Origin of the sequence: Lutispora sp., from assembly GCF_041687175.1 — a bacterium.
Taxonomy (GTDB): Bacteria; Bacillota; Clostridia; order Lutisporales; family Lutisporaceae; genus Lutispora.
The window spans coordinates 1-15,541 of sequence record NZ_JAWLCK010000065.1; the positions used below are offsets into that span (position 1 = coordinate 1).

Consider the following 15,541-nt stretch of genomic DNA (forward strand, 5'->3'; position numbering starts at 1 on the left):
CAGCATTTAATATATTATTTATCAAAATATGAGGACTTATCTAAGAAAATTGTATAAAAAGTTCAACTTTGTGTCTAAGATATTGACATAAATCTAAGGCTTGTATAATATTATCAAAGCTTGTATAATATTATTATATTTTTGATTTTTCAGAATCAAATAATAATTCTTGTAATAAGTAATGTAGGTAGATTAGCTAACAAAAGTCAATCATAATTTAAGTTACATTTTTAGTATTTTTGAGGTTAAAAAATGGTATACAAATAAGCCACCTATAGTAAGTAGATATAATTTAATCGGTGGTTAAAAATAATTAGAACCTTGAAAACTGAACATTTGGCCCTTTTAGATGTTTTGTTGCGAATATCGATATAATTGTCCAGGCTGCGTAAAAGATGTATTAGTCTCGTAATAAGCAGCCAGCTTTTCTAACTTTTTTAATGTCGAGAAGTATTTGATTTCTACAAGAATTGTACCAACTGTCAGAAGATCTATCATTGGAATGCCTTTCAGAAGTCCAAGAGTTAATGATAATACTGGTATATCTTTTGACATGTTATTGGTAATAAGCTGTCGTATAGTTTTAAGAATTTTCTTAAAATTTTCCTCCATTGTTTTATCATGGAAATATATACACCAATCATAGCAACATTAGAAGGATTATTAACGCTTAAAGGAGAAAAGTCTTATGCTGATTAAATTCAGTAATTCATACTTTTATACTTGACCATCTAAGGCTTCTATTGGAGCTTTTCAGAATCAATGAAATCAGCATATCTCTGTCAACCATGATAATGTTTGCTGGTGTAGGATAATCTTCTAAATAGCTATGGATAATTCAGAAAATATATTAGGGAATATATTCTTGAAGTTAAGCACCGGCTGATCAACTATATCAATTAGTCTATATTTTTGACAATAAGTTCGTCATTAAAATTATAGTACTAGCGACAGAAGCCCCTCAAGTATTTAATATTCTCGTTATGGATATTATTAGTTTTGAGTTCCTAGAACCTATAGAACAATTTAGCCTTTCGGACATCCACATTATCTTTTTTCGCTTTTCTAATTTCAATATTTTTTATAGAATTATTTTTTATAGGGTTTATGATGGGAACATAAAATCTAGCTTTAGTAAGTGAATGAAAAAGGATTTTTTGATAGTGCCCGATGAATTCCATAACTACGAAGGATCTATAATCAAAGTTTTTTCCATTTTTTCGCTAAATCAATAGATCTTTCAACATCGTAGTTGGAATCGAGTTAAGTTTTCATACGAGCAACGATTTCATTAGATGAAGAAAGGATAGACATGTCACTGAAAAAATTTCTCATATTAATTTCTGCAATGGATCTAAAATTACATAAAAACACCTCCTTTTAAAAATTAACGTTTTGTAAAGTTAAATGAAAATTGAGGACCTGCCACACTTTCTGGTACAATGTTTCTGCTAAAAACAATTTACCTCCCAGAAAGGAGCAAGTCCTCATGCAGAAAATTGTATCATTAAAATGTCCTAAATGCAACAATTCTCATTCGTTTTATCGTTTCGGCAAAGATAAAGATGGTTATCAGAAGTATCTCTGCCGTAACTGCAACCACCAGTTCGCACCTGACCGACCTACTGTCAGAAAGGTGCATAACTACCCCAGATGCCCAGTTTGCGGCAAGGCATCCTTCATCCATCATGACTACAAACATTATACCAACTATCGCTGCTGTGATAAGTCTTGCAATCATTCGTTCTTTGTTGCCAAGCATACTTCCGTAAGTCCGGCTTCCATGTCAAACCTGTTTGGTAAAACTGACTTCAAGCGTATGAGATATCCGTGCATCTGATCATCACTGCACTTTCAATGTTCTACCTCGGTAAGAACTCCTTTAGAAACATCGCTTTAATATTTCAAGTAGCATTCAATGTCAAGGTTTCTCATACTACCATCAGCGACTGGTGTAAAAAGTTTGCCCCCATGTTCCAAAACTTCAGCCTACAGCTCATGCCTGCTCTCAATTTTGACTCTGACGAGTGGCATACTGACGAGACTGTGATTAAAATCAATGGTGTTAAGCATTACATTTGGTTCATCATTGATTCTGAAACCAGATTCATATTAGGCTATCACTTGTCACCTCATCGTGACTCTCCACAAGCTTTTTCACTACTGGAGTCAGTTAAGATGCTTGGCAAGCCAGGATCAATCGTTTCAGACCGTTACAGCGCCTATAAGGTGCCTGTAAAGTCCGTATTTGACGATGTGAAACATATAAGGGTTCAATCATTCAAGGATGACATATCAAACAACCTCATCGAATCCTTCCATCATCAGTTTAAGGCTTGGTACAAGACAAAGCAGGGGTTTAACTCCTTTGCATCAGCCAACAACCTGATCAGTATGTTTGTGTTCTTTTTTAACTTTGTCAGGCCACATTCATCGCTTGATGGCCTTACACCGGCTCAAGTGGCTGGTTTGAAACTGTCTGCTAAAGAAAAACGGAAGTTTTTGCTTGTAGCCTAAATTCCGCTTAGTTACTCCTCAACTTCTGCACTATGGATTGTCATAGGGCAGGCGTTAGCCTGTTCATTTTACCCTTGACTATCCATAGTGCAGAAGTTATAAACCTGTTTGCGGAATTTTGAGCTATTCTATGAAACATTGTGCTAGTTTTTCATGTTAACTTTACAGAGTCAAAATTAATTGACTTAAAGTCTCTATCCCTTTAATAGTAAGTAAGAAACCTTGCATGTAAAACAAGAAATCAACCTTAAGCTGATCTCAACCATCCTAATCATGTAGGCTTACCTTAATGAATAAATACTCTATGAATCGGGTAATCCATCCAAAGAGGTCTAACACAAGAAAGTATAAAAAAATTTCCAGTAAGAGAAATATACTTTATATGTAAAGTGAGGTATTGAATTTGAAAATATATATAGGAATAGACGGTGGCGGAACAAATCTAAAAGCATTAATAGGTGATGAGAAGAAAAGAGTTATAGGAGCTATAAAATGCGGTCCAGCAAATTATTATTCTATAGGTGTTGATAGAGTAAAAGAAAGTTTTAATAATTTATTACATTATTGTAAAAATGAATATAAAATTACATATGAAAATATCAAATGCATCTGTATGGGTTGTGCTGGCATAAACAACAAGAGAGATGAAATGATTTATAAAAATATAATGAATGAGTTAGGATATTGTAATAAATTACTCATATACAATGATGCCTATGTTGCTCTTGTTGGAGCAAACAGAAAAATTGAGGGAGCAGTTCTTTTAAGCGGCACAGGCTCAATAGCATATGGAATAAGCAAGGATGGTACTCATGTTCATGTTGGGGGATGGGGTCATATTATAGGCGATGAAGGTAGTGGATACTCAATAGCTAGAGATGCACTCAATGCTGTGGCAAGAAGCATTGATGGAATTATTCCAAACACAAGCCTTACTATAGCTATAATGGATAAATTGTGTATTAATAGTTTGGAAGAACTAATGGCATACATTTACGATCCTAAAACTCAAAAACATCATATTGCTGAGCTAGCTCCCATAGTCCTTAAAATGGCAAATAGTGACAATATTGCTAATGATATTGTGAAAAATGCAGCCCATAACTTGTGTAATATGGTTTATGCACTAAGTAAGAAGATGAATTTAGATAGATTTCCTTTGGCATTGTCAGGAAGCATATTAACAAAATCAGAAGTTATTAGAAATATTATTATTGCTGAGCTAAAACATAGCACACCAGAGATTCATGTAACAATGGGAGATAGGGAACCAGATTATGGAGCATTGTTATTAGCATGGAAAGAAGGGTTGTTACACAATGAATGAGTAAAATTCATCTAATTCAATTGTTGGGGTAGCAATTCTCTATAAATACTTACTCTTTCTTATTTTAAGAGCAAAATATATTTACTCATTTTGTTTGTCTTAAAATCGAACCTGTAAAAAATTTTGTGTAAACAGAATTAAAAATCTCCTTCTTGGCGAAAATCTTGATATAAAGCTAAGGAGGAGATTTATATTATGTCAACATTACCTAAAGAAGTATTTAGAGAATAAATTCGAGAGAAAAACTTTAATAACCCCGATGACATTTTAGCTACATTATAGGAAATATTTCGGTAAGTGCTGCAAGAAGCATTAGAAGTAGAACTTGTTGAAAAACTAGGCTATAGCAAATATGATACAAAGCAAATGAAAGCCACTGAAAACAGCAGAAGTAGATATTCCAAAAAGACTGTCAAGTCACAATTAGGAGATATTGAACTAAACATTCCTAGAAATCGTAACGGAGAATTTGGGCCTCAGATAATACCAAAGTATCAAAGAAATGTTACTGGGATTAAGGGGAAGATATTAGCACTTTATTCTTTGGGTATGACAACCAGGGATATTTTTGCTAAAATTCAAGATATATAAGGCATAGAAGTATCAACAGAGATATTCAGTAAAATTACCAAAAGAATATTACCTATGGTACAAGAGTGAAAAAGCAGATCATTAGAAACTATCTATCCCTTTGTGTTTATGGACGCAATATTATGAAAAGCTTTCAATAATATTGCTTATCGAAGGAATAATATTATCGAAAGTTTATCTTCCAAGCTTACTTATTATACAGCTTTTCTCAAAATATACTTTCTATAAAATGTACCGAATTATATACTGTCTCTAAAAAGAAGGCAAAAATACGATCACCATTTCAACTCATGATTCTGATGCTATTATTAACACAGCCGGATCCTATTTATCATCAAAGAGGCACTTCCCTATTACGGTTAGTAATTATACTCGAATTTGGCGGCAGGTAATGAATTATGCTATTAGTAAAAAAACAACTCATATTGCTGACGAGACTCTTAATGCTTTTGATGATGACAAATATGGCATCAGTAATTCAAAAATCCCAAAGACAGTAAAGAACGAACAGTATCAAATCCTTTGATAGCTCTTCTGGACTTCAAAGATACAGGGAAGTTTAGTAGGTATTATAGTTATCTAACTAAACATCTTGTTAGCAGCGCATTCCAAGTAACTATGAAAATATATAGGAAATGGCTCATTGATAAGGAACAAAGTATCAATATAATTAATACAAAACTATTTCGTTTAAAAGTGTTCTTCCGTATAATTGAATCTTATGGAATAAAGTACCCAAGAGATATCCCATATGAGGTTTTCATCCGCTTTATAGATTTAATGGAATGCAACTTAACTTACAGATTAGACATGTGCAGTAAAAAGGAAAATTTTAAGCAGCAAGCCCTAACTTGGTAATCATTGAGCTTACGCTTAGCCCTTTAGTTGCACAAGAGTATGCAATTTTAACAATTTCAACCATGTATTGTTGACGGAAGTACCCTATTGTATCTCCTATGGTCTTTAAACCTAATACTTTACCTTTGGATGCTCTGAAGAGTTCAATGTCATTGATTTTACCTTCATACCTATAGACATAATACTTGTTGTCCCCTACTGTAACTGGGCAGGTTTCGTTCTTATGTATATGGGTCGAGAACTCTTTGACACTTGCTTTTAGGCCAAAAGAATAAATTACACGATTGGATTTGATTCTTCCAATAGTGTGATATCCTCTTTTGAGTGAATGTAGCATCAGCTTTCCTGAGGTATACCAAGCATCTACCAGCAAATAATTTGTTTTGGTAACTGGAGTGAACTCGTCAACTAATTGCATGGCAATCTCGTGTTTGTTTTTAAAATGCCTTTTGGCTTTTGAACCATAAAACTGCTTCCTGAGATAAAGCTTGAAATTAAGTGGCAGCGAATAATTAGCAACCTTGTAATGAGAACTAACGATACAGTGTGACCACATAGTTTTACCGTCACTGTGAGAATGATGATAATCAAGGCCTTCAATCTTTTTTGTAGAATTATCCTTTTTACTCAAAGAGTCATCTACAATTAGAAAACCAACCTGATTCTCATCGATATTCTTGCGGATAGTATGAATCGAGTGTGAAACTCTTTTGTAATCCACATACTCGTTGTTCCATTTGTATTCGCTCAAGAATCTTGAGCCAGTGCTTCTATCTCTATTGGAAGTAAGTTTTCTGTAGATGGCAGAGATAGTTTTATTGCCTTCTGCAGTGATTATGCCCGAGACCATATTTATCATATGGTTATTCAAAGCAGCAGAATAAGGCAATTGTAGCACATTTATATAGTTGCTGATGTTCTGGTTTTGTTCTATTATTATCTCAGGCATAAGTTTCGACCTCCGTAATTTGTTTATTGTTTTGGACAACTATAAACTACCACAAACGGTCAACTTATGCTTTTGTTTTACCATGAATTTGGTAATACAATTTTTTACTATTTAATGCACAACACTAAATATTAATTCAACAAATAGTAATCGCAAATTCTTACAATTAATAATTTAAACACTATATATCTATACATTCATCTAAATTAGCTAGTAAAAAGGTTATCTTTCTAAATAACTATTTGAACTCCAGCTTGGATTGCCTAATATTTTAATTATAGTATTGCTGGTTTTTGTAAATATTACCTATTGATATCTTGCGGTATATGTTGCTGCCCTTAATATATACAAGTCCTTGTTATTCTTTCTCGGCATTGCATCAAGCAGACTATCAATATTTATATTTTTTAGTTAACGAGTATAAATTTCTGTTGTTTATTAACTTATATATTCTAATATATGTTAAATTAATCCCTCCATCTCGTAGGTATATTGAATAAAAATGTCGAGAACTACGAAATTACTACTTTTTTTGAAATTAGCCTAGGAAATATTCTTTTTAATATCTTTTCGGTATAGCTTGTCCTATTTTGCTTTATTAACACATATTATTTACCATGCTTTTACTTATTACAATAAATATACCATATAATATTGGTTATTACTACATATTATCTCTAATTCTGTAATATGATTGAATAATCATCCACCCGCATAGTGAAGAGAACCCCTTTCATTAGACTTTGTTTTGTCTAACGAAAGGGGTTCTCTTCACTATGCGGGTGGATTTTCATTTTCGGGCATAACCCTAATACTACTAGCTGCGCACAAGTGCGCTTTATGGTTAGCCTGCCAGCCACGCGTAGTTTACTTGCTACCCGTAAACGGAACTCTTGGATCAAATATATTCAATTGATCCATTTCTTGATCTAGCTTTAGCTGGTTGGCTATGTAACTTATTATCGTTGCAGTGTTCTTGCCTACAGTATCGACATAGTATCCCTTACACCAAAATTCGCGGTTTCGGTACGCAAATTTCATATTTCCATATTCCTGGAATATCATAAGACTACTTTTCCCTTTTAGATATCCCATAAATCCCGAAATCCTAATTTTGGGCGGGATACTAAGAAGAAGATGTATATGATTTGGACATATTTCTCCCTAGATAATTTCTACACCTTTCCATTGACACAACATTCTTATTATTTCTCTGATATCTTCTCTTTTTTCATTAAAGAATACTTTTCTGCGATACTTTTGTGCAAATACCACATGATATTTGCAGTTCCATTTATTATGCGCTAAACTTTTAACGTCAGTATTTTGCTCAGGCATTTTACTGTCCTCCTAATGTGTTTTTATTTACGTAACTGGCAGGTCACGTGTTTATTATACACATTATTGTTGTCAATAAAAAATGGTTCTCTCTCACTTTTGGTGGTAAGTATTTACGGGTGAATAACTATCACTAATCCCTTATAATTATTCTATCTAATAAGGGAAAGGTAGCTAAGTCGAAACAATGGAAGAATACACTATACTATTCAAAAAAGAAACTACTGATAAAGTAAATATTATTGCAATTAGCAACAAAAGCTCTTGTAAATGTCCAAGTTGTGGTGTTACCTCCACAGCTAAGCATTCCAGATATACTAGAAAGATTATTGATGGTTCCTTTGATGGAATCCCTAGAGAGATACTACTTATAGTAAGAAAATTCAAATGCAATAATAGCGGATGCAGCCAGAAAATATTTACTGAGAGATTAGATTTCGTATCGCCATATGGCAGAAAGAGCAATAAGCTAATTGAGTTTATAACTCTGCTAGCTCTTACAACAAGTGCAATGAAAGTTTCAGAAATAGTAAATCTATTAGGTGTAAAGCTTACTAATCACACTGTTCTCAGAATTATTAATAAGTTACCACAGCGTCCAGTTTTAAATTCAAAAGATATAATAAACATTGGAATAGATGACTTTGCTTTAAAGAAAGGGAATCTATATGGTACTATCATATGCAACCTTGACACTAAAGAAATAATTGATGTACTGATGAGCAGAACTATTTAGCCCCCTAATATAATTGGAGAAACCATACGAATTTAGTAAAATGAATATAGGGGGTTGATCCAAAATGAAACACTATGATGATAAGTTAAAGGAACAAGTAATAAAAGAATGTCAAGAAGTAGGTAATATTTCCCTTGTTGCAAGGTGCCATGATATATCTAAAACTACTATATATGGTTGGATAAAAGCTTATAAGAAAAGAGGTTCAGTCACTCCACTTCCTAAAGATAAAGACAATAAAGTAAAAGAATTAGAACATAGGCTTAATGTTGTAAGCACAGAAAATGATAGATTAAAAAAGCTTGTTGCAGAAAAAGAGTTAGAGCTGCTAATACTTAGAGAATTAAGAGACAGAGTAAACCCCAAGTAGCCGACAAGGTTGCAATTGCATTAAGGTGGATAAATAAAGGTTATGAGATATCTTTAGTACTAGGCTTTGTCGGCATTTCTGCATCCACCTATTATGAATACATAAAAAGACAATCAAAATCTAATAGAACTCATAATATTGCAGTATTTAATAAAGATACTGGAAGGCCTAAACCTGGTTATTCATATACAAAAACCGGTAAAAAAGTATCTGATGAACAAATAAAGGAGTGGTTATGCAATTTAATATGTGGAGATGGTTTTCCCTATGGTTATCGTAAACTAACAATATGCCTTAGAGAAGATTATGATCTAATTATCAATCATAAAAAAGTATATAGGCTGTGCAAAAAATTAGATATACTAAGACCTCAAAGAAGAATAAGTGAAAAGAGTTCTAAGCATTTAGCTAAGAAAGAAACCATATCAGCTCCCAATGAGCTTTGGGAAATGGATATAAAATACGGATATATAAGCGGAGAAGATAAATTCTTCTTTCAACTATCTCTAATAGATGTATTTGACAGAAGCATTATAGACTATCATATAGGTTTATCTTGTAAAGCTTCTGATGCTTGTAATGTATTGAGAAATAGTTTAAGAAAACGCAACATATATGATGGCTTAAGGACACCTAAAATAAGGACAGACAATGGTCCTCAATTTGTATCTAAAGAATTTGAAGAATTCTGCAACAGTAATAATTTAATTCATCAAAGGATACCAGTAAAAACTCCTAATATGAATGCACACATAGAATCATTTCATTCAATATTGGAAGATGAATGTTACAGTCGCAATGAATGGAACAGTTTTAAGGAGGCATACAAAATAATAACTGAATATATGAATTATTATAATAATCGCAGAAGGCATGGAAGCATAAAATATATGTCTCCAAATAAATTTCATGAAGCATTTATGAGAAAGGATGTAAATGCTAAAGCATTTGCTGCATAATCTCCATAATTAGGGGGTCAAGCCGCAGAACAAAAGAAGAATTGAATAAATGGTTAGAGCAATATCCTAATATCAGGGTAGTAAGCCGAGATGGTTCACAATCATATGCTGCAGCAATCACAGAAACTGTACCTAGAGCCATACAAGTATCTGATAAGTTTCATATTATTAAGAACTTATTAGAAGCCGTAGGTTCTTATATAAAAAGAAGTTATCCTATTAATATCCCCATAAATGATAATGCAACTATTGATGAAAATAATGTGAACAACAATATAAAAGAATTATGCAGTGATACTTCTACCAGAGAAACTAGCTATGAAATATTGAGACAGCAAAAAATTGAATTTAAGCAGAGACTTATCAATGAAATAAAATCAAGACATAGAGAAGGTACTAGTATCTTGCAACTATCCAAGGAATATTCAATGTCTCGTAATACAATAAAAAAATATATAAAGATGGATGAATTCGTTTATTATGCTAAAAAAATAAAACATGGCAGTAAGTTAGATCAATATAAAGATTTAATTACTGATCTAGTAAAACAATGCAAATCACATCAAGAGATATTAAAAGTTCTAAAAGATAAAGGATATGATGGCTCTAAATCTTCTCTATCAGGATATATGAGCAGAAACAACATTAAAAAGGAAACGGTAAATGGAAAGATCGAACTAAAACCTAATCATCAAACTATTAATAGAAACTATTTGATAAAATGCATATGCAAAAACACAGATAACCTAACTGAAGCCGAAACAGAAAGCTTAAGAAAAATATGGAGTAAATATTCAGAGATAAAAGAACTAAATGTGCTTATAAATGATTTCAAAAATCTATTTGAAGAATACAATAATTTAAGTTTAGAAGATTGGATTATAAGAGCCGGAAGCTTTAAGATACAAGAACTAGATAGTTATATTAATGGGATCAGCAAAGATATAGAAACTGTAAAGAATAGTATGAATTCAAAATACACCAATGGACTACTTGAGGGAATCGTTAATAAAGTAAAAGTTATTAAGCGTATAAGCTATGGCAGATGCAGCTTCAATCTATTAAGGACAAAGATACTTTATGCATAAATAAACTGGAATATATATCTAGATATTTTACATAGTGTTATCTAACTTGAATCACCAAAAGTGAGAGAGAACCTAAAAAATGTGCAAAAAAGGCGGAGAAATTTGAGCAGCTAAATAAGTTAAGATATATTATTTTATGGGCGGAAAAGTGAGAGCAGTTTCGGGCGGAGACTGATCTCACTTTAGTTTTTATGTTCAGTTATTCTAGTTAGTCTATAGACCCAATATCATCATCCACGGTATCATCTGCAGTGTTTTCTGAAGTTACTAATTTTCCAAGCTTTTCACGCTTATTTGTATGAGCTGTAAAACCTTCACGTTCTCTCATTCGATAACTGTCCCCATTAATCACAATGAAATTACAGTGATGGACAAACCTGTCTAAGATAGCTGTAGCTAGAACCGGATCAAATAGAATTTTACCCCACTCCTCAAATGTTTTGTTGGAAGTGATTATGGTAGAACGTTGTTCATATCGTTTAGCAATTACTTCATAAAAGTCGTCAACACTTGTTTGATTCAATTTGCGGAGTCCAAGCTCGTCCACAATGAGCAGATCAGGTTGTGCGTATTTTCTTAGTCGTTGCTGAAATGAATTATCTGCTCGCGACATATACAAATCTTCCAACATGTCATTCATGGTTACAAAAAGTACATTATACCCTTGTGTAACAGCCTTGACTCCAATCGCAATTGCTAAGTGAGTTTTACCAGTTCCAGGAGGTCCGATAAATGCAATATTTTCCTTCTTTCTTATGAATTCGCAAGTGCTTAGCTGATAAATAGTTTGACGGTTTATACTTGGTTGATAGCTGAAATTAAATTCTTCTATTGTTTTGTGCTGCGGAAACTTTGCTTTCTGTAAACGCCTGTGATTTCCCTTATTTGCTCGGTTAAGCAATTCGTCATTTATCAAGATTTCTAGAAATTCCTGATATGACAGCTTCTCTCGTATGGCCTGCTCTATTCGCATATCTGCTGTCTTAATAATTCCTGAAAAATGAAGTTTCTTAAGTTTACCTTGGAGTGCATCATTCATCTCCGCTCACCCCCAAAACCGTCATCTGGGCATACTGAGATAAATCTCTGGTTATTTCTGTTGGCTCATTAGTAACAATATCATCATTTTTATCTTCCACTGGTAACGCGATAAGACCTTTTTCACATATTTTCTTTACTGTACCATAAGTAATTGAGTTGTAGTAAAGGGCTCTACGACATGCCTGATCAATTACATTGTTTTCATATTTTTTTCTAAGGGCCAAAACTCCAGAAATATTATGATGAATGAACTTACCCGATATTTCTTTACGGCAAAAGGCATAGAAAATTCCAGTGCATAAGTACCAATCTGCCTCATTTCATGTTCTTACCTTGGCAAAATCTGCTCAGATGTAATATTCTTGGATTCAGGATAATGTGATGTATTTGTTATATATTGGCCCTTCAGCCCTTGGCAGAGGTTATGAAGGGCAATTTCTTCATTCTTGAAAAATACCTTGAGCAAATTATTGATTTCAACTATTTCGACCTCCATTCCGACATATGCATGAGGAACGGAATAGTAATTTCCCCCATAAGCAATATGACAATTGGGATTAACAACTGCATGAGTCGTCTTTGAAAAGATAAAATCTTCTGTAGGCAACTTTAAGAGTTTCTGTTTTTCTTCCGCTTCAAACAACTCTGCAGGAACCTTCTTTGTAGTACCATGTATGCGTTTATTTGCAGTATTCGATAACCATTCCTTTAAAAAAGCTCTTGCATCTTCTATATCCTCAAAGTCTCTTCCTTTGAAACAATTATCCTTTACATATTTAACATTGGATTCTACCTTGCCCTTATCTGTAGGAATATAGACTCTACATGGTTGTGCAAAGAATCCATATTGTGGAGCAAAAGCAGCATAGGTACGTTGCAATACAGGCTCATAAAAGTCTGCTTCTACTACAGCTGCTTTGAGGTTATCAATTTTAACAGTTTCAGGAACTCCTCCAAAGAAATGAAATGCATCAATATGTGCTTGTATGAAGGATTTTACAGATTGATCAAATACAATACTGGCATACATATATCTGGAGTAACTTAGAGACATTATGAATACCCATGCTTTTTTAGGCTTCCCGTTAACTTTGATTGTCCCAATGTATCCGAAGTCTACCTGTGCTTCTTCACCAGGAAGCGCTATGAGAACCATATATGACTTCTGAGTATTTCCTAAAATTTTACGTGCATGATCTTTAACGGTGGTGTAGCTCCCCTGATAATTAAAATCACGAACCAGATCCTGGTATATACGTTGTCTTGATAGGCCTTTGTTTAGCTGGATTTCAATATACTCTCGATACTCATCCAACATGGATGGATGTGGTCTCTTTGTAAGTTGTGTTTCCCCCCTCTCATCACTTTGAATAACTTTTCTTACTGTGTTTCTACTGATGCCTAATGTTCTTGCAATTTGTGACTGGCTTATGCCTTTTTTGTACAGTGTTTTAATTGTAGTTTGCATTGCTACCTCCAACATAAAAATTTCCCCTTTCGGGGGAGCCACTAATCAAATATTATATAATACCTGCTCAATTTTCTCCGCCGAAAATGGTTAATTTTATTATGCCGTTAACATACACATTAGGAGTTTTTTGTCTGAATACATCGTTAAAGCTCCTATAGAACCACGCGACTATCGTGTGATTTTCATAATACATAAAAGCAGCATGACATTTGCCATACTACTATACATCGTTCAGTGAAGCCCATTGTTCATATAAAGCTTCAAGTTCTTCTTCAATTGTGGTTTTCTCATCATAGAGTGAACTCAATGCTTCATAATCATCATTGGAGTTTTCCATAGATATGTTGATATCTTTTAGCTTTTCTTCAAAGCTGCTTATCTGCTTTTCAATCTCTTCCAGCTTTTTATGAGTATCGTCTTCCTTCTTATTGATCTTTTCTTCTTTTTCTCTCTTCACTTTTTCTTTTCTCACAGGAAGAGATTCCTTTTGCTGCTGCTTTATTGCTTTTCTTTCCTTATAGTTTTCATAGTCTCCATAGTAGTCTTCTATCTTCCCATCTACTATCTCACATATCCTGTTTCCAAACTTGTTTATAAAATATCTGTCATGGGATACAAATACCAGTGTGCCCGAGAAGTCCTCCAGTGCACTCTCAAGCCATTCTCTTGAGACAATGTCCAAATGGTTTGTTGGCTCATCCAGTATGAGTAGATTCACATCCTTCTGCATCATGATGCAAAGCCTCAGTCTGCTCTTTTCACCACCGGAAAGATTCTCTACAATTTTATGAACATCTTCCTGCCTGAATTTATATTTTGCCAGAAGGCTTCTTGCAGGGCCTTCCTGCATATTTAACTCATGAATCACTGTTTCCAAAATGCTTAGCTTTGGATTATCAAAGGTTACAACCTGCGGAAGATAGGCGTATGTTATGCTTTCCCCTAATTTTATTGTTCCTCCATCAGGCTCTATCTCCCCCGTAATAATCTTAATTAGTGTAGACTTCCCTGAACCGTTATCCCCCAGTATTGCTGCCCTTTCATTCTTTTGAATAAGCAAATCCAAGTCCTCTATAACCTTTTTGTCTCCATAGAACTTTCTGAGGCCTTTAGCCATAATTACATCTTTGCTTGAAAAATCACATTGAGAGAATCCTCCGTTAATATTTCTTTCACTGATAGGTTTATCGGTCTTTTCCATCCTCTCAATTCTCTTTTCTATGCTGAAGGCCCTCCTGTGCATAGCTTCGCTATCAGCTATCTTCGCCCATTCGTGCATCCTCTTTGCCGCTTCTTCCAGCTGCCTTATTTTCTTTTGCTCCTCATTGTATCTTGCCATCTGGATTTCATATCTCTGCTGCTTTTCTTTCACATAGTAAGAATAGTTGCCTTCATAGAGTTCAGATTTACCGTCCACTATTTCCACAATTCTGTTTACTACCTTGTCTAGAAAATATCTGTCATGGGATATTATTATTGAGGTCCCCTTGTACTCTCCTAAAAATTCCTCCAGCCATTCTATTGAGCTTAAGTCCATATGATTAGTAGGCTCATCTAGCAAAAGTATGTCCGGTTTTTCCAGCATGAGCCTTCCAAGCATCACCCTTGTCTTTTCACCGCCGCTTAATTTATTAAACTCCTTTACCGCCATATCATTGTCTATCTTTAAACCTATACAAATACGATTTATATTGTCTTCTATGGAGTATCCATCTTTGGCTTCAAAAAGCTGCTGAAGATTTCCATATCTTTTTAAGACTTCATCTGTAACCTCCTTTTCCATGATCTTTTCAAGTTCCCTCATTTGGTTATGGATTTTCATCAGTTCATCAAAGGCGGAGTAAAGCACATCATAGGCTGTATAGGATTCTGGAAAATCAGGAATCTGGTCAAGAAGCCCTATTGTTGCCCCTTTCCTCACTATTTTGCTTCCTTCATCGATACCTTCCATACCAGCTAATATCTTAAAAAGGGTGGTTTTCCCCGCACCATTTTTGCCTAGAAGACCTATTCTCTCCCCTTGAATAATTTCAAAGGCGACTCCCTTTAGCACCTGATTTGCACCGTAATATTTTTCTATGTTTTGTAAAGCGATTTCTATCATATTATTAACTCCCTTCTCCCGGGTACGAAAAAGTTGCTTCGCAACTTTTTTTCGCTAGGGAACCCTATGGTTCCCTTCGACGGATGCTTCGCGTCCTGAGCACCCTCCTTGGACGGCAGGGGGAGTTCCCCCTTGCATCCCCCATTTTGAAGGAAAGCACACTTTCCTTCAAAATCTAAAAGACCTGAGCAA

12 protein-coding genes and 3 pseudogenes are annotated in these 15,541 nt (G+C 34.2%); 7 read left to right on the top strand and 8 right to left on the bottom strand.

Translation table 11 applies throughout. The annotated features are described in order from the left end of the window. Positions 1 to 345: 345 nt before the first annotated feature. The gene (locus ACESM9_RS09895; protein WP_372997799.1) at positions 346 to 612 is read right to left on the bottom strand and encodes a hypothetical protein; all 267 of its coding nucleotides are present in this window, start codon (positions 610 to 612) and stop codon (positions 346 to 348) included. Between the two features lie 395 nt (positions 613 to 1,007). Then, entirely contained in the window at positions 1,008 to 1,181 is a 174-nt protein-coding gene (locus ACESM9_RS09900) for a hypothetical protein (protein ID WP_372997801.1), read from the bottom strand. 308 nt (positions 1,182 to 1,489) lie between these two features. On the opposite strand from ACESM9_RS09900, the pseudogene ACESM9_RS09905 reads away from it, so the two are divergent. The 4 genes and pseudogenes from ACESM9_RS09905 (at position 1,490) to ACESM9_RS09920 (ending at position 4,961) form a co-directional block, all read left to right on the top strand. Continuing rightward, positions 1,490 to 2,517, top strand: a pseudogene (locus ACESM9_RS09905) (IS6 family transposase). A gap of 403 nt (positions 2,518 to 2,920) precedes the next feature. After that, a complete protein-coding gene (locus tag ACESM9_RS09910) occupies positions 2,921 to 3,844 on the top strand; it encodes an N-acetylglucosamine kinase (protein WP_372997803.1) in 924 nt (307 codons plus the stop codon). A 297-nt stretch (positions 3,845 to 4,141) separates the two neighbouring features. Continuing rightward, entirely contained in the window at positions 4,142 to 4,435 is a 294-nt protein-coding gene (locus ACESM9_RS09915; RefSeq protein WP_372997804.1) for a transposase, read from the top strand. A 391-nt stretch (positions 4,436 to 4,826) separates the two neighbouring features. After that, a complete protein-coding gene (locus ACESM9_RS09920) occupies positions 4,827 to 4,961 on the top strand; it encodes a hypothetical protein (protein ID WP_372997806.1) in 135 nt (44 codons plus the stop codon). Positions 4,962 to 5,267: 306 nt separating this feature from the next. Here ACESM9_RS09920 and ACESM9_RS09925 read toward each other — a convergent pair whose 3' ends face one another. Further along, on the bottom strand, positions 5,268 to 6,242 hold the full coding sequence (locus ACESM9_RS09925; RefSeq protein ID WP_372997808.1) for an IS701 family transposase: 975 nt from the start codon (positions 6,240 to 6,242) through the stop codon (positions 5,268 to 5,270). An 867-nt stretch (positions 6,243 to 7,109) separates the two neighbouring features. Then, a pseudogene (gene tnpA, locus ACESM9_RS09930) lies at positions 7,110 to 7,580 on the bottom strand (IS200/IS605 family transposase). Between the two features lie 187 nt (positions 7,581 to 7,767). On the opposite strand from tnpA, the gene ACESM9_RS09935 reads away from it, so the two are divergent. The 3 genes from ACESM9_RS09935 (at position 7,768) to ACESM9_RS09945 (ending at position 10,733) form a co-directional block, all read left to right on the top strand. Beyond that, positions 7,768 to 8,316 (top strand): hypothetical protein, encoded by a 549-nt coding sequence (locus tag ACESM9_RS09935; RefSeq protein ID WP_372997810.1) that lies wholly within the window; start codon positions 7,768 to 7,770, stop codon positions 8,314 to 8,316. Positions 8,317 to 8,380: 64 nt separating this feature from the next. Further along, positions 8,381 to 9,645, top strand: a protein-coding gene (locus tag ACESM9_RS09940) for an IS3 family transposase (RefSeq protein ID WP_372997812.1) whose coding sequence is annotated in 2 segments (ribosomal slippage) — positions 8,381 to 8,681 and positions 8,681 to 9,645 — 1,266 coding nt in all. Because the reading frame shifts where the segments join, the coding sequence is not laid out codon by codon here. Between the two features lie 8 nt (positions 9,646 to 9,653). Further along, positions 9,654 to 10,733, top strand: coding sequence for a transposase (locus ACESM9_RS09945; RefSeq protein ID WP_372997820.1), 1,080 nt, complete (start codon positions 9,654 to 9,656; stop codon positions 10,731 to 10,733). 208 nt (positions 10,734 to 10,941) lie between these two features. On the opposite strand, the gene istB is transcribed toward ACESM9_RS09945, so the two are convergent. The 4 genes and pseudogenes from istB to ACESM9_RS09965 form a co-directional block, all read right to left on the bottom strand. Further along, positions 10,942 to 11,772: an IS21-like element helper ATPase IstB gene (gene istB, locus ACESM9_RS09950; RefSeq protein WP_372997814.1), complete on the bottom strand. Its 831-nt coding sequence runs from the start codon at positions 11,770 to 11,772 to the stop codon at positions 10,942 to 10,944. Beyond that, positions 11,765 to 13,242, bottom strand: a pseudogene (gene istA, locus ACESM9_RS09955) (IS21 family transposase). The gene istB and the pseudogene istA overlap by 8 nt, the downstream one beginning before the upstream one ends. Before the next feature lie 223 nt (positions 13,243 to 13,465). Continuing rightward, complete coding sequence (abc-f, locus tag ACESM9_RS09960) at positions 13,466 to 15,349, bottom strand: ribosomal protection-like ABC-F family protein (RefSeq protein ID WP_372997816.1); 1,884 nt, start codon at positions 15,347 to 15,349, stop codon at positions 13,466 to 13,468. Further along, a partial coding sequence (locus ACESM9_RS09965; RefSeq protein WP_372997818.1) for a hypothetical protein occupies positions 15,346 to 15,541 on the bottom strand: 196 nt, incomplete at its 5' end. The genes ACESM9_RS09965 and abc-f, both read right to left, overlap by 4 nt.